The sequence below is a fragment of the Streptomyces sp. NPDC056835 genome, from assembly GCF_042789485.1.
Lineage (GTDB): Bacteria > Actinomycetota > Actinomycetes > Streptomycetales > Streptomycetaceae > Streptomyces.
In genome coordinates this window covers 1-19,402 of record NZ_JBHUBB010000054.1, presented here as the reverse complement: position 1 = coordinate 19,402, position 19,402 = coordinate 1, and the positions used below count along the sequence as shown (strand labels likewise).

The 19,402-nt window shown below is 70.8% G+C and carries 19 protein-coding genes, 2 pseudogenes and 1 riboswitch; of the genes and pseudogenes, 18 read left to right on the top strand and 3 right to left on the bottom strand.

Annotated elements, in window-relative coordinates:
• Window positions 1–84: 84 nt before the first annotated feature.
• The 8 genes from lepB to ACFRMN_RS36645 all read left to right on the top strand — a co-directional run bounded on the left by lepB (window position 85) and on the right by ACFRMN_RS36645 (window position 6,838).
• The gene (lepB, locus tag ACFRMN_RS36680; protein ID WP_383028375.1) at window positions 85–855 is read left to right on the top strand and encodes a signal peptidase I; all 771 of its coding nucleotides are present in this window, start codon (window positions 85–87) and stop codon (window positions 853–855) included.
• On the top strand, window positions 845–1,402 hold the full coding sequence (locus tag ACFRMN_RS36675; RefSeq protein ID WP_383028372.1) for an NUDIX hydrolase: 558 nt from the start codon (window positions 845–847) through the stop codon (window positions 1,400–1,402). Before lepB ends, ACFRMN_RS36675 begins: the two co-directional genes overlap by 11 nt.
• Before the next feature lie 54 nt (window positions 1,403–1,456).
• Window positions 1,457–1,765 (top strand): DUF2469 domain-containing protein, encoded by a 309-nt coding sequence (locus ACFRMN_RS36670; protein ID WP_014675276.1) that lies wholly within the window; start codon window positions 1,457–1,459, stop codon window positions 1,763–1,765.
• Window positions 1,766–1,989: 224 nt separating this feature from the next.
• Complete coding sequence (locus ACFRMN_RS36665) at window positions 1,990–2,367, top strand: YraN family protein (RefSeq protein WP_383028369.1); 378 nt, start codon at window positions 1,990–1,992, stop codon at window positions 2,365–2,367.
• Complete coding sequence (locus ACFRMN_RS36660) at window positions 2,367–3,983, top strand: YifB family Mg chelatase-like AAA ATPase (RefSeq protein WP_383028366.1); 1,617 nt, start codon at window positions 2,367–2,369, stop codon at window positions 3,981–3,983. Before ACFRMN_RS36665 ends, ACFRMN_RS36660 begins: the two co-directional genes overlap by 1 nt.
• Window positions 3,980–5,137, top strand: coding sequence for a DNA-processing protein DprA (dprA, locus tag ACFRMN_RS36655; RefSeq protein WP_383028363.1), 1,158 nt, complete (start codon window positions 3,980–3,982; stop codon window positions 5,135–5,137). The genes ACFRMN_RS36660 and dprA overlap by 4 nt, the downstream gene beginning before the upstream one ends.
• Before the next feature lie 245 nt (window positions 5,138–5,382).
• Entirely contained in the window at window positions 5,383–6,219 is an 837-nt protein-coding gene (gene whiG / locus ACFRMN_RS36650; protein WP_383028360.1) for an RNA polymerase sigma factor WhiG, read from the top strand.
• Window positions 6,220–6,298: 79 nt separating this feature from the next.
• Window positions 6,299–6,838 (top strand): TetR/AcrR family transcriptional regulator, encoded by a 540-nt coding sequence (locus ACFRMN_RS36645; RefSeq protein ID WP_383028413.1) that lies wholly within the window; start codon window positions 6,299–6,301, stop codon window positions 6,836–6,838.
• Window positions 6,839–7,044: 206 nt separating this feature from the next.
• Here ACFRMN_RS36645 and ACFRMN_RS36640 read toward each other — a convergent pair.
• Window positions 7,045–7,440 (bottom strand): annotated as a pseudogene (locus ACFRMN_RS36640) (peptidoglycan DD-metalloendopeptidase family protein); the annotation flags it as partial.
• 395 nt (window positions 7,441–7,835) lie between these two features.
• On the opposite strand from ACFRMN_RS36640, the gene rpsB reads away from it, so the two are divergent.
• The 9 genes from rpsB to ACFRMN_RS36595 all read left to right on the top strand — a co-directional run bounded on the left by rpsB (window position 7,836) and on the right by ACFRMN_RS36595 (window position 17,872).
• On the top strand, window positions 7,836–8,756 hold the full coding sequence (gene rpsB, locus ACFRMN_RS36635; protein ID WP_383028358.1) for a 30S ribosomal protein S2: 921 nt from the start codon (window positions 7,836–7,838) through the stop codon (window positions 8,754–8,756).
• A gap of 93 nt (window positions 8,757–8,849) precedes the next feature.
• Window positions 8,850–9,686: a translation elongation factor Ts gene (gene tsf / locus ACFRMN_RS36630; protein ID WP_383028355.1), complete on the top strand. Its 837-nt coding sequence runs from the start codon at window positions 8,850–8,852 to the stop codon at window positions 9,684–9,686.
• Window positions 9,687–9,842: 156 nt separating this feature from the next.
• Complete coding sequence (pyrH, locus tag ACFRMN_RS36625; protein ID WP_383028353.1) at window positions 9,843–10,622, top strand: UMP kinase; 780 nt, start codon at window positions 9,843–9,845, stop codon at window positions 10,620–10,622.
• Window positions 10,623–10,749: 127 nt separating this feature from the next.
• On the top strand, window positions 10,750–11,307 hold the full coding sequence (gene frr, locus ACFRMN_RS36620) for a ribosome recycling factor (protein WP_030351725.1): 558 nt from the start codon (window positions 10,750–10,752) through the stop codon (window positions 11,305–11,307).
• Window positions 11,307–12,377, top strand: coding sequence for a phosphatidate cytidylyltransferase (locus ACFRMN_RS36615; protein ID WP_383028350.1), 1,071 nt, complete (start codon window positions 11,307–11,309; stop codon window positions 12,375–12,377). The genes frr and ACFRMN_RS36615 overlap by 1 nt, the downstream gene beginning before the upstream one ends.
• 171 nt (window positions 12,378–12,548) lie before the next feature.
• Window positions 12,549–13,661: a 23S rRNA (adenine(2503)-C(2))-methyltransferase RlmN gene (rlmN, locus tag ACFRMN_RS36610; RefSeq protein ID WP_383028348.1), complete on the top strand. Its 1,113-nt coding sequence runs from the start codon at window positions 12,549–12,551 to the stop codon at window positions 13,659–13,661.
• Between the two features lie 47 nt (window positions 13,662–13,708).
• Window positions 13,709–13,834, top strand: a riboswitch (TPP riboswitch).
• A 104-nt stretch (window positions 13,835–13,938) separates the two neighbouring features.
• Window positions 13,939–15,033: a thiamine ABC transporter substrate binding subunit gene (locus tag ACFRMN_RS36605; protein WP_383028410.1), complete on the top strand. Its 1,095-nt coding sequence runs from the start codon at window positions 13,939–13,941 to the stop codon at window positions 15,031–15,033.
• A 92-nt stretch (window positions 15,034–15,125) separates the two neighbouring features.
• On the top strand, window positions 15,126–16,739 hold the full coding sequence (locus ACFRMN_RS36600; RefSeq protein ID WP_383028346.1) for an ABC transporter permease: 1,614 nt from the start codon (window positions 15,126–15,128) through the stop codon (window positions 16,737–16,739).
• The gene (locus tag ACFRMN_RS36595) at window positions 16,739–17,872 is read left to right on the top strand and encodes an ABC transporter ATP-binding protein (RefSeq protein ID WP_383028343.1); all 1,134 of its coding nucleotides are present in this window, start codon (window positions 16,739–16,741) and stop codon (window positions 17,870–17,872) included. The genes ACFRMN_RS36600 and ACFRMN_RS36595 overlap by 1 nt, the downstream gene beginning before the upstream one ends.
• Here the strand turns inward: ACFRMN_RS36595 and ACFRMN_RS36590 are convergent.
• Window positions 17,778–18,008, bottom strand: a pseudogene (locus ACFRMN_RS36590) (response regulator transcription factor); the annotation flags it as partial. The gene ACFRMN_RS36595 and the pseudogene ACFRMN_RS36590 overlap by 95 nt on opposite strands.
• Between ACFRMN_RS36590 and ACFRMN_RS36585 the strand changes: the two are divergent.
• Complete coding sequence (locus ACFRMN_RS36585; RefSeq protein WP_383028421.1) at window positions 17,953–18,135, top strand: hypothetical protein; 183 nt, start codon at window positions 17,953–17,955, stop codon at window positions 18,133–18,135. The pseudogene ACFRMN_RS36590 and the gene ACFRMN_RS36585 overlap by 56 nt on opposite strands.
• Window positions 18,136–18,155: 20 nt before the next feature.
• Here the strand turns inward: ACFRMN_RS36585 and ACFRMN_RS36580 are convergent, their stop codons facing one another.
• A complete protein-coding gene (locus ACFRMN_RS36580; RefSeq protein ID WP_383028340.1) occupies window positions 18,156–19,280 on the bottom strand; it encodes an LOG family protein in 1,125 nt (374 codons plus the stop codon).
• Window positions 19,281–19,402 lie beyond the last annotated feature (122 nt).

Sequence of the window (19,402 nt, the reverse complement as noted above, 5' to 3'; positions counted from 1 at the left end):
GGTGCCGTCCCGGATCGTCGATCTCCGAGGATCATTCTCCGGAACGGCGCAGTGGCCGTTCTCCGGAGCGGGGGGAGTGCTGGGATGAGCGGGACAGGACGAGCGGAACGTTCGAACGGCGGCCACGGCCGCCTCGGCAGTGTGCTGTCGGGGCTGGCCGTGGCCGTCGGCTGTGTGCTCTTCCTCGGCGGGTTCGTCTGGGGAGCCGTCGAGTACCGGCCGTACACCGTCCCGACCAATTCGATGGACCCGACCGTGAAGGCGGGTGACCGGGTGCTGGCGCAGCGGATATCCGGCGACGAGGTACGGCGCGGCGATGTGGTGGTCTTCAAGGACGCGGACTGGGCCAATATGCCGATGGTGAAGCGGGTGGTCGCGGTCGGCGGTGACAAGATCGCCTGTTGTGACGCGGACGGTCGGCTCACCGTCAACGGCACGGCGGTCGAGGAGCCGTACGTACAGGGAATGGTCGGCGGGCGGGCGTCCACGACCGACTTCGACGCGACCGTGCCCGAGGGGAAGCTGTTCCTGCTCGGCGATGAACGAAGCGGTTCGCTCGATTCCCGGGTCCATCTGGAGGACGCGGGGCAGGGTTCGGTGCCGCGCTCGGCGGTCGACGCGCGCGTCGACGCCGTGGCCTGGCCGCTGGGCAGGGTGATCGAGCGGCCGGAGGGCTTCGCGGCGCTGCCGGGCGGGGTCTCCGGGCCGGGGCCGGTGCGGCTGATCGTGGTGGCGGTGGTGGCAGGGGCGCTGCTGATCTTCGGCGGTGCGGCGTACGGGCCGCTCGCCCGGCGATTCTCGAAGCCGCGGGGCGGCGGCAGGAGTGGTGAAGGGGTGTCCGCGGGTGTCCGCTGAATCCACGGGGACGGGTGCCTCCGCGGGACCGGGCGGGTCTGCCGAGGCGGCCGGGTCGGGCGGGCGAGCGCCGCGGAAGGTGGCACGGGTGGTGCTGCTGGATCCGGAGGACCGGATTCTGCTGCTGCACGGACACGAGCCCGATGACCCGGACGACGACTGGTGGTTCACGCCCGGCGGAGGCCTGGAGGGCGACGAGACCCGGGAAGAGGCCGCGCTGCGCGAGCTGGCGGAGGAGACGGGGATCACGCAGGTGGAGCTGGGGCCCGTGCTGTGGCGCCGGACCTGTTCCTTCCCGTTCGACGGGCGCCGCTGGGATCAGGACGAGTGGTACTTCCTGGCACGTACGACACAGACCGAGACATCGGCCGAGGGGCTGACCGAGCTGGAGCTGCGAAGTGTCGCGGGGTTGAGGTGGTGGACCTCCGCCGAACTGTCGGCGGCGCGTGAGACGGTGTATCCGACCAGGCTCGCCGGGCTGCTGCGCACGCTGCTCGACGAGGGTCCTCCGGGTGAGCCGGTGGACCTCGCCCCCGAGAGCGTCTAGGGGCGCGGGGGCCGGAGCACAATAGGGGGACGTACGGCTGAAGGGGAACATGCCATGAGCGCCGAGGACCTCGAAAAGTACGAGACCGAGATGGAGCTGAAGCTCTACCGGGAGTACCGAGATGTCGTCGGTCTGTTCAAATACGTGATCGAGACCGAGCGTCGCTTTTATCTCACCAATGACTACGAGATGCAGGTGCACTCGGTGCAGGGTGAGGTTTTTTTCGAGGTCACGATGGCGGACGCCTGGGTCTGGGACATGTACAGGCCGGCCAGGTTCGTCAAGCAGGTACGGGTGCTCACCTTCAAGGACGTGAATATCGAGGAGCTGAACAAGAGCGACCTCGAACTCCCCGGCGGCTGAAGAGCGTGATCGGGCCGGGGTGCCGGCACGAGGGGGTTGGTGCCGGTCCGGCGGTTGGTGCCGGTCCGGGGGTTGGTGCCGGTCCGGGGGTGCCGGCCTGATGGGGCCGGGGTGCGGGGGCGCCACGAACGAGTGAGCGAGTTTTCCACAACCGCCGGGTTGTCCACCAAGATCCACTAGTTACGGGCGGTCGCGTCAGAGTCGGTACCGGAGGTGGTGCCGAAATGAACGCGACGGGGGCACTGGGGCGGTACGGCGAGGATCTGGCGGCGCGGCGGCTGGCCGACGCGGGGATGACCGTGCTGGCGCGCAACTGGCGGTGCGGCAGGGTCGGCGAGATCGACATCGTGGCCCGCGACAAGGACAGCGGCGGCCGGGACGTGCTGGTCGTCTGTGAGGTGAAGACCCGCAGAGCCGGCTGGTTCGGGCATCCGATGGCCGCGGTCACGCCGGTGAAGGCGGACCGGCTGAAACGGCTCGCGCACTGCTGGCTGGAGCGGAACGGCGGTCCGCCGTCGGGTGGGGTGCGTATCGATCTGATCGGGGTGCTGCTGCCGGGCCGGGGCGCACCGGTGGTCGAGCACGCCCAGGGGGTGACCTGATGGGGTTCGCGCGTGCGTGCTCGGTGGCGCTGGTGGGCGTCGAGGGCGTGGTGGTCGAGGTCCAGGCGGACCTGGAGCCGGGGGTGGCGGCCTTCACCCTGGTGGGGCTGCCCGACAAGAGTCTGGTGGAGAGCCGGGACCGGGTGCGGGCGGCCGTGGTGAACTCCGGCGGCGAGTGGCCGCAGAAGAAACTCACGGTGGGGCTGAGCCCCGCCTCCGTGCCGAAGGGCGGCAGTGGCTTCGACCTCGCCGTGGCGGCGGCGGTGCTCGGGGCCGCCGAGCGGATCGATCCCGGCGCCATCGCCGATCTGGTGCTGATCGGCGAGCTGGGCCTGGACGGACGGGTCAGGCCGGTGCGCGGGGTGCTGCCGGCCGTGCTCGCGGCGGCCGAGGCCGGGTACCGCCAGGTCGTCGTTCCGGAGCAGACCGCGGGTGAGGCCTCCCTGGTGCCGGGGGTGTCGGTCCTCGGGGTACGGACCCTGCGCCAGCTCATCGCCGTACTGACCGGCGAGCCGGTGCCCGAGGAGGCGCCGGAGACCGCGCAGGGGCGCCCTGACGCGATGCTGGCGGGGCTGATGGTGCCCGGCGCCGGGGTGGGCACCGGTCTGGCCGCGGGCGCGGGCGACGGACACCGGCCGGATCTCGCGGATGTGGCCGGCCAGGAGGCGGCCCGTACGGCGCTGGAGGTGGCCGCCGCGGGCGGGCACCATCTGCTGCTCCACGGACCGCCGGGGGCCGGAAAGACGATGCTGGCCGAGCGGCTGCCCGGTGTCCTGCCACCCCTGACCAGGCAGGAATCCCTGGAGGTCACCGCCGTGCACTCGGTGGCGGGCATGCTGCCGCCCGGCGAGCCGCTCGTCCACACCGCGCCCTACTGCGCACCGCACCACTCGGCGACCATGCAGTCCCTGGTCGGCGGTGGCAACGGGCTGCCGCGTCCGGGCGCGGTGTCGCTGGCCCACCGGGGCGTGCTCTTCCTCGACGAGGCGCCGGAGTTCTCGGGCCGGGCGCTGGACGCCCTGCGGCAGCCGCTGGAGTCCGGCCATGTGGTGGTGGCCCGCAGCGCCGGGGTGGTGCGGCTGCCCGCGCGGTTCCTGATGATCCTCGCGGCGAATCCCTGTCCGTGCGGGCGGTACACGCTGGTGGGGGCCGCGTGCGACTGCCCGCCCTCGGCGATCCGCCGCTACCAGGCCCGGCTGTCCGGGCCACTGCTCGACCGGGTCGATCTGCGGGTCGGTGTCCGGCCCGTTCACCGAGCGGATCTGCTGGGACAGGGCGGCAGCGGCGAGTCCACGGAAGCGGTGGCCGCGCGGGTACGGGACGCCCGGCGGCGGTCGGCGGCCCGACTGGACGGCACACCGTGGACGGTCAACAGCGAGGTGCCCGGCCATGAGCTGCGTACGCGCTGGCCCGTCGCCCCTGGAGCGCTCGCGGCGGCCGAACGGGATCTGGAGCGTGGCCTGCTCACCGCTCGTGGCCTGGACCGGGTGCTGCGGGTGGCCTGGACGGTCGCGGACCTCGCCGGGCGCGCCCGGCCGGAATCGCGTGACGTGGCCCTGGCGCTGGAGCTGCGTACCGGCGTCGCTCGGGGTGCGGCGGTCGGAGCGGCGTCATGAACGCCGTCGGCATGACCTCCGTCGGCCCGGGGGAGCGGCTGGCGCGGGCCGCGCTCACGCGGATCCTGGAGCCGGGGGACGAGTGCGGCGGACTGTGGCTGCGGAGGTTCGGGGCGGTGGGGCTGCTGGAGCTGTTCACCTCACCGGACGCCCGACCGGAGCGGTTCACCGAGGTCGGTGAGCGACGGCTCGGCGGCTATCGGATACGGGCGGCGGCGGCCGACCCCGAGCGCGATCTGGCGGCGGTGCGCGCGCTCGGCGGCCGGTTCGTCTGCCCCGGTGACCGGGAGTGGCCCAGCCAGCTCGACGACCTGGAAACGGCCGCGCCCGTCGGGCTGTGGGTGCGGGGCGCCGCGGATCTGCGGCTCTGGTCACTGCGCTCCGTCGCCGTGGTCGGCGCCAGGGCATGTACTCCGTACGGGGCACATATGGCGGCGAGTCTGGGCGCGGGTCTGGCCGAGCGCGGTTGGGTGGTGACCTCCGGCGCGGCGTTCGGTGTCGACGGCGCGGCGCACCGCGGTGCGCTGGCGGCCGGCGGTGCCACCGTGGCCGTACTCGCCTGCGGGGTCGATGTGGCCTATCCGCGCGGTCACAGCGAATTGATCGGACGCATCGCCGAACAGGGGCTGGTCATCGGGGAATTACCGCCGGGCGACCATCCCACCCGCAGCAGGTTCGTCCTCCGTAACCGCGTGATCGCCGCGCTCACCAGGGGGACCGTCGTGGTGGAGGCGGAGTACCGCAGCGGATCCCTGGTCACCGCGCGCGCCGCGCAGCGGCTGGGCCGCTTCACGATGGGCGTGCCCGGCCCCGCTACCAGCGGCCTCTCGGCGGGCGTCCATGAACTGCTGCGCGGTGAGGGAGTGCTGGTCACGGACGCCGCGGAAGTGGTCGAGCTGGTGGGCGACATGGGCGAACTGGCCCCGCCGCGACGCGGCCCCGTCCTCCCCAGGGATCTGCTCGACCCGGTCAGCGCACGGGTTCTGGAGGCGCTGCCCGCCCGGGGGGCCTCGCGGGGGCCGGAGATCGCGCGCGGCGCGGGCACGACCACGGACGAGGCGCTCGGCAGATTGTACGAACTGCACTCGTTGGGGTTTGTCGAACGGCATGGCGACGGCTGGCAGTTGGCCGCCGCGCGGCGAGGCGGTACTTGACCTGGGGCATTCGGGTGAAAAGGTGATGCGAATGACCCCTGTCTCTCGATCGGTGACATGCCGGGGGCCGGCGCGAGCGGCGTCGGTCCCCGATCGAAGGTGTGGTCGACGGCGTCCGGCGTGGCGGGTGCGGGCGCCCGCTCCTCGCTCAGCGCGACGCCTCAGTCACGCTACGCTCACCTGCATTCCGGCCACCCCGACAGATGTCCCCCCGCACGTCACAGCAGAACGGCTCAAGGCAACGCATGCCCCAGCACACCTCCGGGTCTGACCGCGCGGCGGCGCCCCCTGCCGCCCGGAGCGGCGTGCGACCCCCCGCGCCCTCGTCGCTCGACGAGTTGTGGCGGTCGTACAAGACCACGGGCGACGAGCGGCTGCGCGAGCAGTTGATCCTGCACTACTCGCCCCTGGTGAAGTATGTGGCGGGCCGGGTGAGTGTGGGGCTGCCGTCCAATGTCGAGCAGGCCGACTTCGTCTCCTCCGGGGTCTTCGGTCTGATCGACGCGATCGAGAAGTTCGACATCGAGCGGTCCATCAAATTCGAGACCTACGCGATCACCCGTATCCGCGGTGCGATGATCGATGAACTCCGGGCCCTCGACTGGATCCCGCGCTCCGTACGGCAGAAGGCCAGAGCCGTCGAGCGCGCCTACGCCACGCTGGAGGCCCAGCTGCGGCGTACGCCCACGGAGTCCGAGGTCGCCGCCGAGATGGGGATCGCGCTGGAGGAACTGCACGCGGTTTTCAGCCAGTTGTCCCTCGCGAACGTCGTGGCGCTGGAGGAGTTGCTGCATGTCGGCGGCGAGGGCGGCGACCGGCTCAGCCTCATGGACACCCTGGAGGACACCGCCGCCGACGATCCGGTGGAGGTCGCCGAGGACCGTGAGCTGAGACGGTTGCTCGCGCGGGCCATCAACACCCTCCCCGACCGGGAGAAGACCGTCGTCACGCTCTACTACTACGAGGGCCTCACACTCGCCGAGATCGGCCATGTCCTCGGGGTGACCGAGAGCAGGGTCAGCCAGATCCACACAAAGTCCGTGCTGCAACTGCGGGCGAAGCTGGCCGACGTCGGACGCTGACGCTGTGCCGCCGCCCCCTCGTCCGTAGAGTGGAGGCGTGCCCAGGATTCGAGCGGCCTCCGTGGCCGAGCACCGGACCATGCAACGAGGCGCCCTGCTGGACGCCGCGCGCTCCCTCCTGTCCGAAGGCGGTACGGACGCGCTGACCTTCCCCGCACTCGCCGAGCGCACCGGACTCGCCAGGTCCTCCGTCTACGAGTACTTCCGCTCGCGGGCCGCCGTCGTCGAGGAACTGTGCGCCGTCGACTTCCCGGTCTGGGCGGCCGAGGTCGAGGCCGCCATGGCCGGGGCCGAGACGCCCGAGGCCAAGATCGAGGCGTATGTGCGCCGTCAGCTCGCGCTGGTCGGGGACCGGCGGCACCGCGCGGTCGTGGCTATTTCCGCGAGTGAGCTGGACGCCGGAGCCAGGGAGAAGATCCGTGCCGCGCACGGCGGTCTGATCGCCATGATCGTGGAGGCTCTCGGTGAACTGGGCCACCAACAGCCCCGGCTCGCCGCCATGCTGCTCCAGGGCGTCGTGGACGCGGCGGTCAGACGTATCGAGCTGGGCGCGGCCGAGGCGCCCCCGGAGATCGCCGAAGCGGCCGTCTCCATGGCGCTGCGCGGCGTACGGGGCTGAGCGCCGGGCGCGTACGCCGGCGGTTGCGCCGCCGGTGTCCACCGCGCGCCCCGCTGGAGCCGTCCAGACACCGGCACGGGAACGCCAAAGACCGGCAGGAGCCGCGACGGGCCCCGGCGCAGCAGCTCGCGGGGCAGCAGGGACAGCGGGTTCAGATAGACCGCGCCCCTCAGCAGCCCCCAGTGCAGACAGCCCGGCGCGCAGTGGGACGGACCGCCCGTCACCGTGGCGACCCGTCGGCCCGCCGTCACCTCGTCTCCTTCGGCGACGAGCGGTGACACCGGTTCGTAGGTGGTCCGCAGCGGCGGATCGCCCGTACCGGCCAGCGTGATCGACAGCACCCCGCGCCCCGCCACCTGCCCCGCGAAGGAGACACGGCCGGCCGCCGCCGCTCGTACCGGCTCCCCGGCCGACGCGGCAAGATCCACCCCGCGATGACCGGGACCGTACGCCGAAGCGGGCGGCTCCCACCCCCGCAGCACCACCGGACGCGAGCCCACGGGCCAGGCCCGGTCGGAGCGGTGCCCGGATCCGTCCCCGGCGGCCCCGCCCCCGGGCGCTTCCGCGGCCACTGGCGCCGCGGCCACCGCCTCCGGGCCCATCCGAAGCCCGAGCGGCGCCAGGACGACCGCGAGGAGTGCGAAGAGCGCCAGGAGTGCCATGAGTGGGAGTCGTGGGACGAGTGCGCCGACGCGGCTACGGAGAGTGGTCATGTCGTCCACGGTCGCGCACGACTGCCCGATCGCGCTGATCATGAACGGGATCTGTGGAGTACCGACGGGTTGTGGACAGTGCCGTCACCCAGGGGTGCGAAGGTCCCGTACACTTCTTGTGGCGATCCGGGTCACCGGGTCGACTTCGCACGCCCCGACATCGGCCCCTTCGCGCCGATGTCAGCGCTTCTCGGTCTCGGACTTCCGTGGCACAGCGCATCGGGGCGTCAGGCGCGACTGCCGTCCGGCGGACGCGACAACCGAGTATCTCAAGGAGTACGGCCATGGCCGTCGTCACGATGCGGGAGCTGCTGGAGAGCGGCGTCCACTTCGGTCACCAGACCCGTCGCTGGAACCCGAAGATGAAGCGCTTCATCTTCACCGAGCGCAACGGCATCTACATCATCGACCTGCTCCAGTCGCTGTCGTACATCGACCGCGCCTACGAGTTCGTCAAGGAGACCGTCGCGCACGGCGGCTCCATCATGTTCGTCGGTACGAAGAAGCAGGCCCAGGAGGCCATCGCCGAGCAGGCGACGCGCGTCGGCATGCCCTACGTCAACCAGCGCTGGCTGGGCGGCATGCTCACCAACTTCTCCACCGTCTACAAGCGCCTTCAGCGTCTGAAGGAGCTTGAGCAGATCGACTTCGAGGACGTGGCCGCCTCCGGCCTCACCAAGAAGGAGCTGCTGGTCCTCTCCCGCGAGAAGGCCAAGCTGGAGAAGACCCTCGGTGGTATCCGCGAGATGCAGAAGGTGCCCAGCGCCGTCTGGATCGTCGACACCAAGAAGGAGCACATCGCCGTCGGTGAGGCGCGCAAGCTCCACATCCCGGTCGTCGCGATCCTCGACACCAACTGCGACCCCGACGAGGTCGACTACAAGATCCCGGGCAACGACGACGCGATCCGCTCCGTCACCCTGCTCACCCGCGTGATCGCCGACGCCGTCGCCGAGGGCCTCATCGCCCGTTCCGGCGTCGCCACCGGCGACTCGAAGCCGGGCGAGAAGGCCGCCGGCGAGCCGCTCGCCGAGTGGGAGCGCGACCTGCTTGAGGGCGAGAAGAAGGACGACGCCGAGAAGCCGGCCGAGGCCAAGGCCGAGGGTGACGTCCAGACCTCCGCCGAGACGGAGAAGGTCGCCGACGCGGAGCAGGCCGAGGCGCCCGCCGAAGCCGCTCCGGCCACGGACACCGAGCAGGCCTGACCTTTCCCAGGTTCGGTAGTTGACGGCGGGGGCCCACCGGCCCCCGCCGTTCACCCGTAGATCCTTCAGACCTTCGAGAGAGAATTACAGATCATGGCGAACTACACCGCCGCTGACGTCAAGAAGCTCCGTGAGCTCACCGGCGCCGGCATGATGGACTGCAAGAAGGCGCTCGACGAGGCCGACGGCAACGTCGACAAGGCTGTCGAGCTTCTCCGCGTCAAGGGCCAGAAGGGCGTCGCCAAGCGCGAGGGCCGTTCGGCCGAGAACGGCGCCGTCGTCTCCCTCATCTCCGAGGACAAGACGTCCGGTGTCCTGCTTGAGCTGAAGTGCGAGACGGACTTCGTCGCCAAGGGTGACAAGTTCCAGACCGTCGCCAACACGCTCGCCGCGCACGTCGCCGCGACCTCCCCGGCCGACCTCCCGGCGCTGCTCGCCTCCGAGATCGAGGCCGGCAAGACCGTACAGGCGTATGTCGACGAGGCGAACGCCAACCTGGGCGAGAAGATCGTCCTGGACCGCTTCGCGCAGTTCACCGGCGGTTACGTGGCCGCCTACATGCACCGCACCATGCCCGACCTCCCGCCGCAGGTCGGCGTCCTCGTCCAGCTGGACAAGGAGAACGCCGAGGTCGCCAAGGACGTCGCGCAGCACATCGCCGCCTTCGCTCCGAAGTACCTGAACCGCGACGAGGTCCCGGCCGAGACGGTCGAGAACGAGCGCCGCGTGGCCGAGGCCACCTCCCGCGAGGAGGGCAAGCCCGAGGCCGCCCTGCCGAAGATCGTCGAGGGGCGTGTCAACGGCTTCTTCAAGGAGGTCGTCGTCACGGAGCAGGCGTTCGCCAAGGACAACAAGAAGTCCGTCCAGAAGGTCCTGGACGAGGCCGGTGTCGCCCTGACGCGCTTCGTGCGCATCAAGGTCGGCGTCTGAGTCTGTACGCGATCAACCAAAGACCCCGATAGGGTCTGACGCAGTCGTCCGGGTACCTGTCGGGCGGCCGCAGATCTGACGAGGAGGCCATTGCTGCACAGGGAACCGCAAGGACCCCGGCAATGGCCTTCTTCGTATGCGCACGAGGAGATCTCCATGGAACAGGCCGACACAAGCGACGACGGCAACAAGAGCGACAACGGCAGGAGCCACGGTCACGGCCGCTTCATGCTGAAGCTGTCAGGTGAGGCGTTCGCCGGCCGGGGAGCGCTCGGCGTCGACCCCGATGTCGTCCACGCCATCGCCCGCGAGATCGCCGCCGTCGTCCGGGACGGCGCCCAGATCGCGGTCGTCATCGGCGGGGGCAACTTCTTCCGGGGCGCCGAACTCCAGCAGCGCGGCATGGACCGGGCGCGCTCCGACTACATGGGCATGCTCGGCACGGTCATGAACTGCCTCGCTCTCCAGGACTTCCTGGAGAAGGAGGGCATCGACTCCCGTGTCCAGACCGCCATCACCATGGGCCAGGTCGCGGAGCCCTACATCCCCCTCCGCGCCGTGCGCCACCTGGAGAAGGGGCGCGTCGTGATCTTCGGCGCCGGTATGGGCATGCCGTACTTCTCGACCGACACCACGGCCGCCCAGCGCGCGCTGGAGATCGACGCCGAGGCATTGTTGATGGGGAAGAACGGGGTCGACGGGGTGTACGACTCCGACCCCAAGACCAACCCCGCCGCGGTCAAGTTCGACGCCCTGGAGTACGGCGAGGTGATCGCCGGTGATCTGCGCGTCGCCGACATGACCGCCATCACGCTGTGCCAGGACAACAAGTTGCCGATCCTCGTCTTCGAATTGCTGAAGGAAGGCAATATCGCGCGTGCGGTCAAGGGTGAGAAGATCGGCACACTCGTGAGCGACCAGGGCACCCGGAGCTGATCCGGGGCTGCCCCGTACGGGGATGGACAAAGCCCTGCCGGTCGGACACCGTGCAGGAGAAGACGCGACGCAGGTTCCGCCGGCCGATTCGTACGCCGGGCCCACTCAAGACACGCAGGAGCAAGTGGTGATCGAAGAGACCCTCCTCGAGGCCGAGGAGAAGATGGAGAAGGCCGTCCTGGTCGCCAAAGACGACTTCGCCGCGATCCGCACAGGGCGGGCGCACCCGGCGATGTTCAACAAGATCGTGGCGGACTACTACGGTGCCCTGACCCCGATCAACCAGCTCGCCTCGTTCGCCGTGCCCGAGGCGCGGATGGCCGTGGTGACCCCGTTCGACAAGAGCGCGCTGCGCAATATCGAGCAGGCGATCCGCGACTCCGACCTCGGCGTCAATCCGAGCAACGACGGCAACATCATCCGGGTGGTGTTCCCCGAGCTGACGCAGGACCGCCGCAAGGAGTTCATCAAGGTCGCCAAGACCAAGGCCGAGGACTCGAAGATCTCGATCCGCGCGGTCCGCCGCAAGGCCAAGGAGACCATCGACAAGCTGATCAAGGACGGCGAGGTCGGCGAGGACGAGGGCCGCCGCGCCGAGAAGGAGCTCGACGACACCACCGCGAAGTATGTCGCGCAGGTGGACGAGCTGCTCAAGCACAAGGAAGCCGAGCTGCTCGAAGTCTGATGAACGACTCTTTCCGGGGAGCCTCGTCGACAGCCGGGTACTGGGGACCGACCGACCCGGGGGCTGTCCCGGCGGGTCCCGCATACGATGAGCATCCCGCACAGCAGACTCGGCCCATGCCCATCGTGCCCGACGGACCCGCCGACAACGGGGACCAGCATGACGACCGGGGGGCTGCTCGGCCGGGCGGCCCCCTGTTCCGTGACGAGACTCCGCAGGAGCCCATGTCAGCGCCTCCGCCACCCCCGCCGAAGAAGCGGGCCGGACGTGATCTGCGTGCGGCCATAGGGGTCGGTGTCGGGCTCGGTGCGGTGGTCGCGGCCTCGCTCTTCATCGTCAAGGCCGTTTTCATCGGTGTCATAGCGGTCGCGGTGGTGATCGGGCTGTGGGAGCTGACGTCACGGCTCGATGAGAAGAAGGGCATCAAGGCGCCGCTCGTCCCGCTGGCCGTCGGTGGCGCCGCGATGGTCGTCGCCGGATACGCGCGGGGGGCGGAGGGTGCCTGGGTCGCGATGGCCCTCACCGCGCTCGCGGTGCTGATCTGGCGGATGACGGAACCGCCCGAGGGCTATCTCAGAGATGTCACGGCGGGGGTCTTCGCCGCGTTCTACGTACCGTTCCTGGCCACCTTCGTCGCGATGATGCTCACGGCGCACGACGGGCCGTGGCGGGTGCTGATGTTCCTCGTGCTGACGGTCGTCAGCGACACGGGCGCGTACGCGGTCGGCTGGCGCTTCGGCACGCACAAGCTGGCGCCCCGTATCAGCCCCGGCAAGACCAGGGAGGGGCTGGCCGGAGCCGTCGTCTTCGCGATGGTGGCGGGTGCGCTCTGCATGGAGTTCCTGATCGACGACGGGGTCTGGTGGCAGGGACTGCTGCTGGGGCTCGCGGTCGCGGCCAGTGCGACCCTCGGTGATCTCGGCGAGTCCATGATCAAGCGGGATCTCGGCATCAAGGACATGGGCACGCTGCTGCCGGGCCACGGCGGGATCATGGACCGGCTGGACTCCCTGCTGCCCACGGCGCCGGTGGTCTGGCTGCTGCTGGTCCTCTTCGTGGGCTCGGGCTGAGCGGTACCGGTTACCCTGAAAGGGCTCGCCGCCCACGGGTGGCGGGCCCTTTTGAGCCCCGCGGCTGTGAAGCCGTTCCCGTGAGGTCTCCCGGCACCGGCACCGTTCTGCCGTACTCCCCGCCACAGCGGGGGCGCCCGGCCTCGCCGCACCGAGGAGATTTGGTTTTTCATGGCCCCGCCGACACCCGGAGAACTCACTTTCGTCGCGCCCCGCGGAGCCAAGAAACCCCCGCGGCATCTCGCCGACCTCACCCCCGCCGAGCGCCGCGAGGCCGTCGCCGCGATCGGCGAGAAGCCGTTCCGCGCCCAGCAGCTGTCGCAGCACTACTTCGCGCGGTACGCGCACGACCCCGAGCAGTGGACCGACATCCCGGCCGCCGCACGCCAGAAGCTCGCCACGGAGCTGCTGCCCGACCTGATGTCGGTGGTGCGGCACATCTCGTGCGACGACGACACCACCCGTAAGACCCTCTGGCGGCTGCATGACGGCACCCTCGTCGAGTCGGTGCTGATGCGCTACCCGGACCGGGTCACCATGTGCATCTCCTCGCAGGCGGGCTGCGGGATGAACTGCCCGTTCTGCGCCACCGGCCAGGCCGGTCTGGACCGTAACCTCTCCACCGCCGAGATCGTGCACCAGATCGTCGACGGGATGCGCGCGCTGCGTGACGGTGAGGTTCCCGGCGGTCCTTCGCGGCTGTCCAACATCGTCTTCATGGGCATGGGCGAGCCGCTCGCCAACTACAAGCGGGTGGTCGGGGCGATCCGCCGGCTGACCGACCCCGAGCCGGACGGTCTGGGTCTCTCGCAGCGCGGGATCACCGTCTCGACGGTCGGTCTGGTGCCCGCGATGCTGCGCTTCGCCGACGAGGGCTTCAAGTGCCGGCTCGCGGTCTCCCTGCACGCGCCCGACGACGAACTGCGCGACACCCTCGTCCCCGTCAATACGCGGTGGAAGGTGCGGGAAGTACTGGACGCCGCCTGGGAGTACGCGGAGAAGTCGGGCCGCCGGGTCTCCATCGAGTACGCGCTGATCCGCGACATCAACGACCAGGCGTGGCGCGGCGACCGGCTTGGCCGCCTGCTCAAGGGCAAGCGGGTGCACGTCAATCTGATCCCGCTCAACCCGACGCCCGGCTCGAAGTGGACGGCGTCGCGGCCCGAGGACGAGAAGGCGTTCGTCGAGGCGATCGCGGCCCATGGTGTGCCGGTGACCGTACGGGACACCCGGGGCCAGGAGATCGACGGAGCGTGCGGACAGTTGGCCGCCTCGGAGCGGTAGGAGCCCCTACGGCGCCAGGGGGTAACCTTGGCCTGAACGCATTGCATATTTTCCGACAGGGGAGCGCCACAGCGCTGAGAGTGCGGCACATGTCCGTGGGAGCGGGCAGCGGTCGCAGACCCTCTGAACCTTGCCCAGGTCATTCTGGGTAGGAAGTTCGGACACCACTCAAGCTGTAGCGCCCTGCCCGGGGTCCGGCCGGTACGGACCCCGGGCAGGGCCGCGTCTTCTCCTGGACATCCCAGGAGGAAAGTCAGTGAGCAGTACCCGTAAGAGCATGAGAAGGGCGGCCGTCGGCTCGCTCGCCGCCGCGCTCGGTGTCTCGGCGCTCGCCGCCTGCGGCGGGTCCGACGGCTCCACGTCGTCCGGCGACGGCGGCGGCGGTTCGGGGTCGAAGACCGTCACCCTCGTCAGCCATGACTCGTTCAACGCCTCGCCCGCCGTGCTGAAGGAGTTCACCAAGGAGACCGGTTACACGGTCAAGGTGCTGAAGAGCGGCGACGCAGGCGCGGCCCTCAACAAGGAGATCCTGACGAAGGGTTCGCCCCAGGGCGATGTCTTCTTCGGTGTCGACAACACCCTGCTCTCCCGCGCCCTCGACAACGGTCTGTTCACGCCGTACGAGGCGAAGGGCCTGGACCGCGTCGAGGAGAGCACGCGGCTCGACAAGGACAAGAACCGCGTCACCCCGATCGACACCGGCGATATCTGCGTCAACTACGACAAGAAGTACTTCGAGGACAAGAAGCTGGCGCCGCCGCGGTCCTTCGACGATCTGATCAAGCCCCAGTACAAGAACCTGCTCGTCACCGAGAACGCCGCCACCTCCTCACCCGGCCTCGGCTTCCTCCTCGGCACGGTCGCGCGCTACGGCGACAACGGCTGGCAGGACTACTGGAAGAAGCTGAAGGGCAACGGCGTCCAGGTCGTGGACAGCTGGGAGCAGGCGTACAACGAGACCTTCTCCGGCTCCGCGGGCGGCAGGAAGGCCAAGGCCGACCGGCCGCTCGTCGTCTCGTACGCCTCCAGCCCGCCGGTCGAGGTGCTGTACGCCGAGCCCCAGCCGAAGGAAGCGCCGACCGGGGTCTCCACCGGCACCTGCTTCCGGCAGACCGAGTTCGCCGGTCTGCTGAACGGCGCGAAGAACGAGGCCGGCGGCAAGGCGCTGCTGGACTTCCTGATCGGCGAGAAGTTCCAGGCGGACATGCCGCTGAACATGTTCGTCAACCCCGTGGTCAAGGACGTCGCGCTGCCTGAGCTGTTCACGAAGTTCGGCGCGACCGTCGACACGCCCGAGACCGTGGCGCCCGGGACGATCGCCGCCCACCGTGAGCAGTGGATCCAGTCGTGGTCCTCACTCGTAGTGAAGTAACACCCAAGACGCCGGGGGGCGGGCGGGCCGGGCGCGGTGGGACCGGGCGCGGGCGGGCCGGAGGGCGCGCGAACGCCGTCCGGCTCGCCCTCATGGCGCTGCCCGCCGCCTTCTTCGCGGTCTTCTTCGCCTACCCCGTGGCCGCGATCGTCGGCCGGGGACTGAAGACGGACGGCGGCTGGCGGTTCGGCCGGATCGGGGACGTACTGACCCGCCCCGACATCCTCGACGTCCTGTGGTTCACCACCTGGCAGGCACTCGCCTCCACCGCGCTCACCCTGCTGATCGCGCTCCCGGGCGCCTACGTCTTCGCACGTTTCGCCTTCCCCGGCAAACAGCTGCTGCGCGCGGTCGTCACCGTCCCGTTCGTGCTGCCGACCGTGGTCGTCGGCACCGCCTTCCTGGCGCTGCTCGGGCGTGGCGGACTCCTCGACGACCTGTGGGGCGTACGGCTCGACACCTCCGTCCGGGCGATCCTCCTCGCGCATGTCTTCTTCAACTACGCCGTGGTTGTCAGGACCGTGGGCGGCCTGTGGGCGCAGCTCGACCCGCGCCAGGAAGAAGCGGCCCGGGTCCTCGGCGCGGGACGGCTCGCGGCCTGGTGGCGGGTGACGCTGCCGGCCCTCGGCCCCGCCGTCGCGGCCGCCGCGCTGATGGTCTTCCTCTTCACCTTCACCTCCTTCGGGGTCGTACAGATCCTGGGCGGCCCCGGCTTCTCCACCCTGGAGGTGGAGATCTACCGGCAGACCGCGCAGCTCCTCGATCTGCCCACCGCCGCCGTGCTCACACTGGTGCAGTTCGCGGCGGTCGGCGCGGTCCTGGCGGTGCACGCGTGGACCGTACGGAAGCGGGAGACCGCGCTGCGGCTGGTCGATCCCGCGCTGACCGCCCGCCGGCCGCGCGGCGCCGGCCAGTGGGCTCTGCTCGGCGGGGTGCTCGGCTCCGTACTGCTGCTGATCCTGCTGCCGTTGGGGGTCCTCGTCGAACGCTCCTTGAGCGGTTCCGGCGGGTACGGATTCGACTTCTACCGGGCCCTCGGATCGGTGGACCCGAGCGGCGGCACCTTCCTCGTACCGCCGCTGGAAGCGGTCTGGAACTCCCTGCGGTACGCGCTTGTCGCGACCGTCATCGCGCTGGTGGTGGGCGGACTGGCCGCCGCCGCGCTCACCCGCCGCGCGGGCCGTCTGGTACGGGGCTTCGACGCGCTGCTGATGCTGCCGCTCGGCGTCTCGGCCGTGACCGTCGGCTTCGGCTTCCTGATCACGCTCGACAAGCCGCCGCTGGATCTGCGGGCCTCCTGGATCCTGGTGCCGCTGGCCCAGGCGCTGGTGGGGGTCCCCTTCGTCGTACGGACGTTGCTGCCGGTGCTGCGCGCGGTGGACGGACGGCTGCGCGAGGCGGCGGCCGTACTCGGCGCGTCGCCGCTGCGCGCCTGGCGGGAGGTGGATCTGCCGCTGGTACGGCGGGCGTCGCTGGTCGCCGCCGGGTTCGCGTTCGCCGTCTCGCTCGGCGAGTTCGGCGCGACGGTCTTCATCGCGCGCCCGGACCGGCCGACGCTGCCGGTGGCCGTGGCACGGCTGCTGGGGCGGCCCGGCGAGCTGAACTACGGGCAGGCGATGGCCCTTTCCACGGTCCTGATGGTGGTGTGCGCGGTGTCGCTGCTGGCGCTGGAACGTATCCGTACCGACCGCTCGGGAGAGTTCTGATGGCCTTGCTGACCCTGTCGGACGTGACCGTACGGTTCGGCGCCCGTACCGCGCTCGACGCGGTGGATCTGGAGATCGCCGAGCACGAGATCGTCTGTGTGCTCGGGCCGAGCGGCAGCGGTAAGTCGACGCTGCTGCGGGTGGTCGCCGGGCTCCAGGAGCCGGCGGGCGGACGGGTGGCGCTCGACGGCGCCGACCAGTCGGGGGTACCGGTACACCGGCGCGGGGTCGGCCTGATGTTCCAGGACCATCAGCTCTTCCCGCAGCGTGACGTACACGGCAATGTCGCCTTCGGCCTGCGGATGCGCGGCGCCGCCCGGGACGAACAGGCCCGCCGGGTCGAGGAGTTGCTCGACCTCGTCGGACTGCCGGGGGCCGGCCGCCGGGCCGTCGCCGAGCTGTCCGGCGGTGAACAGCAGCGGGTCGCGCTGGCCCGCGCGCTCGCGCCGAGACCGCGGCTGCTGATGCTGGACGAACCGCTCGGCCAGCTGGACCGCGGGCTGCGCGAACGGCTCGTGGTCGAACTGCGCGGCCTGTTCGGACGGTTGGGCACGACCGTGCTCGCCGTCACCCATGACCAGGGCGAGGCCTTCGCGCTCGCCGACCGGGTGGTGGTGATGCGCGACGGCCGCATCGCCCAGACCGGCACCCCGCTGGAGGTCTGGCAGCGGCCCGCCTCCGCCTTCGTCGCGCGGTTCCTCGGCTTCGACAATGTCGTGGACGCGACGGTGAGCGGCGCGCTCGCCGACACCGTCTGGGGGAAGGTTCCGGTCCCCGACGGATCGGCCCAGGGCGAGCGGACGGTGCTGGTACGGCCCGCCGGGGTACGTCTCGTGGCCCCCGGCGACGGGCTGCGCTGCACGGTCGGGGCGCGTACGTTCACCGGCGGCCGGGTCGCCGTACGGCTGCGGCCCGACGGACTCACCGGCGCACCGGACATCGAGGCCGAGTGCGGGCTGCGCGAGGCGCCGGAGGAGGGCGCGGAGGTGGGCGTGGCCTTCGCCGCCGAGGAGGTGGTGGTGCTGGCCGGCTGGGGCTTCACGGACACGGCCTACGGGGACGAGCCCGCCGCGCGTCCGGCCGCACCAGACCCAGCTCGTACGCCAGGATCACCGCCTGCGCCCGGTCCCTGAGCCGCGTCTTCGCGAACAGCCGGTTGAAATGTGTCTTGACCGTGTGGTCCGGGATGGTGAGCCGGCCGGCGATCTCGGCGTTGGACAGACCGCGCGCGATCGGCGGCGCCTCCGCCACCACCCGCGATGTCGTCCCGCGTGGCCGGCAGATTGACGAAGCCGGTCCGTACGACCGCCGGATGGGGCGCAAGGGGCGCGAGTGGGTGCGTACGGAGTGGGACTGGGACCGTTCGTACGAGCGGCCGGCCGCGCTGCTCGCCTGAGCCGCAGACAGGCCCGCTCTTCAGCCCGCCGCGAGCCGGGCGAGCGCGGCCGGTGCCTCGTCCACCGTGTCGACGAGCGCGATACGGGACTCCATCCGGCGTTCCCGCGCGAGCGCCGTCAGCAGCGGCCAGGCAGGCAGCCGCTCCGTCCAGTGGGCCCGGTCGACCAGGACCATCGGGGTCGGCTCGCCGCGCGACTCGTAGTAGTTCGGCGTCGCGTTGTCGAAGATCTCCTGGACCGTGCCCGCCGCGCCCGGCAGGAAGACCACCCCCGCGTTGGAGCGCGCCAGCAGGCCGTCCTCGCGGGTGGCGTTGGCGAAGTACTTGGCGATGTGCGCGGCGAAGGCGTTGGGCGGCTCATGGCCGTAGAACCAGGTGGGGATCCCGATCGACGCCTCGCCCTTGGGCCAGCGCGCGCGTATGGCGAAGGCCGCCCGCGCCCAGTCGGATATGGAGGGGACGAACGACGGTGCCTTCGCGAGCATGTCAAGCGCCTCGTCCAGCATGTCGTCGGAGTGGGAGGAGGCGTACGCGCCGAGGTTCGCGGCCTCCATGGCGCCGGGGCCACCGCCGGTCGCCACGGTCAGTCCGGAACGGGTGAGCGAGCGGCCGAGCCGTGCCGCGCCGGCGTACGCGTCGGTACCGCGCGCCATCGCGTGTCCTCCCATCACCCCCACCACCCGGGCGCCCACGAGGAGTTCGTCCAGGGCGTCGGAGATCGCGTCGTCGTGCACCGCGCGCAGCATGGACGCGAGGATGTCGCCGTCCGCCTTGGTCCGCTGGAACCACGCGTACGCGCGGGCGTCGGGCGTGGCCTCGTAACCGCCCTCCGCCAGCCCCTCGAAGAGCTGGTCGGGCGAGTAGACGAAGCCCCGGTACGGATCGAACGGGAGATGGGGAACGGGCGGGAAGACCATGGCGCCGTCGGCCCGTACCTTGTCGGCGGCGCGGGGCTCCATGGGGCAGCCGAGGAAGACGGCGTCGGCGGTGTCGGTGCGGAGCAGTTCGGGCGTACGGGCCGTCAGATCGACGGACTGCACCCGGTATCCGCCGAGCGTTCCCGCCCGGACGACATGGTCGAACTCGTCAAGGGACTCGATCTCGCGGTCCTGGGTGTGCGCGGGAGACGCTGCGTCGTTCGGCATGGGGTCACGATAGGGCGTGGCCGGCGGGGAGTTGCGGCCCGGCCCCCTGGCACCCCCGGCCCCCTCGGGCCCTCGGCCCCCGGACAGCCGGAACCGGCCGTGCCCCGCACTCGGGCGGGGCA

What these genes read in the sequence shown, in the direction of transcription:
- lepB (WP_383028375.1), top strand. Translation starts at nt 85, where the DNA reads ATGAGCGGGACAGGACGAGCGGAACGTTCGAACGGCGGCCACGGCCGC.
- ACFRMN_RS36660 (WP_383028366.1), top strand. Translation starts at nt 2,367, where the DNA reads ATGGGGTTCGCGCGTGCGTGCTCGGTGGCGCTGGTGGGCGTCGAGGGC.
- pyrH (WP_383028353.1), top strand. Translation starts at nt 9,843, where the DNA reads ATGGAACAGGCCGACACAAGCGACGACGGCAACAAGAGCGACAACGGC.
- ACFRMN_RS36605 (WP_383028410.1), top strand. Translation starts at nt 13,939, where the DNA reads ATGAGAAGGGCGGCCGTCGGCTCGCTCGCCGCCGCGCTCGGTGTCTCG.
- ACFRMN_RS36580 (WP_383028340.1), bottom strand. Translation starts at nt 19,280, where the DNA reads ATGCCGAACGACGCAGCGTCTCCCGCGCACACCCAGGACCGCGAGATC.
- ACFRMN_RS36670 (WP_014675276.1), top strand. Translation starts at nt 1,457, where the DNA reads ATGAGCGCCGAGGACCTCGAAAAGTACGAGACCGAGATGGAGCTGAAG.
- dprA (WP_383028363.1), top strand. Translation starts at nt 3,980, where the DNA reads ATGAACGCCGTCGGCATGACCTCCGTCGGCCCGGGGGAGCGGCTGGCG.
- rlmN (WP_383028348.1), top strand. Translation starts at nt 12,549, where the DNA reads ATGGCCCCGCCGACACCCGGAGAACTCACTTTCGTCGCGCCCCGCGGA.
- ACFRMN_RS36595 (WP_383028343.1), top strand. Translation starts at nt 16,739, where the DNA reads ATGGCCTTGCTGACCCTGTCGGACGTGACCGTACGGTTCGGCGCCCGT.
- ACFRMN_RS36600 (WP_383028346.1), top strand. Translation starts at nt 15,126, where the DNA reads ATGGCGCTGCCCGCCGCCTTCTTCGCGGTCTTCTTCGCCTACCCCGTG.
- rpsB (WP_383028358.1), top strand. Translation starts at nt 7,836, where the DNA reads ATGGCCGTCGTCACGATGCGGGAGCTGCTGGAGAGCGGCGTCCACTTC.
- whiG (WP_383028360.1), top strand. Translation starts at nt 5,383, where the DNA reads ATGCCCCAGCACACCTCCGGGTCTGACCGCGCGGCGGCGCCCCCTGCC.
- ACFRMN_RS36645 (WP_383028413.1), top strand. Translation starts at nt 6,299, where the DNA reads ATGCAACGAGGCGCCCTGCTGGACGCCGCGCGCTCCCTCCTGTCCGAA.
- ACFRMN_RS36615 (WP_383028350.1), top strand. Translation starts at nt 11,307, where the DNA reads ATGAACGACTCTTTCCGGGGAGCCTCGTCGACAGCCGGGTACTGGGGA.
- ACFRMN_RS36665 (WP_383028369.1), top strand. Translation starts at nt 1,990, where the DNA reads ATGAACGCGACGGGGGCACTGGGGCGGTACGGCGAGGATCTGGCGGCG.
- tsf (WP_383028355.1), top strand. Translation starts at nt 8,850, where the DNA reads ATGGCGAACTACACCGCCGCTGACGTCAAGAAGCTCCGTGAGCTCACC.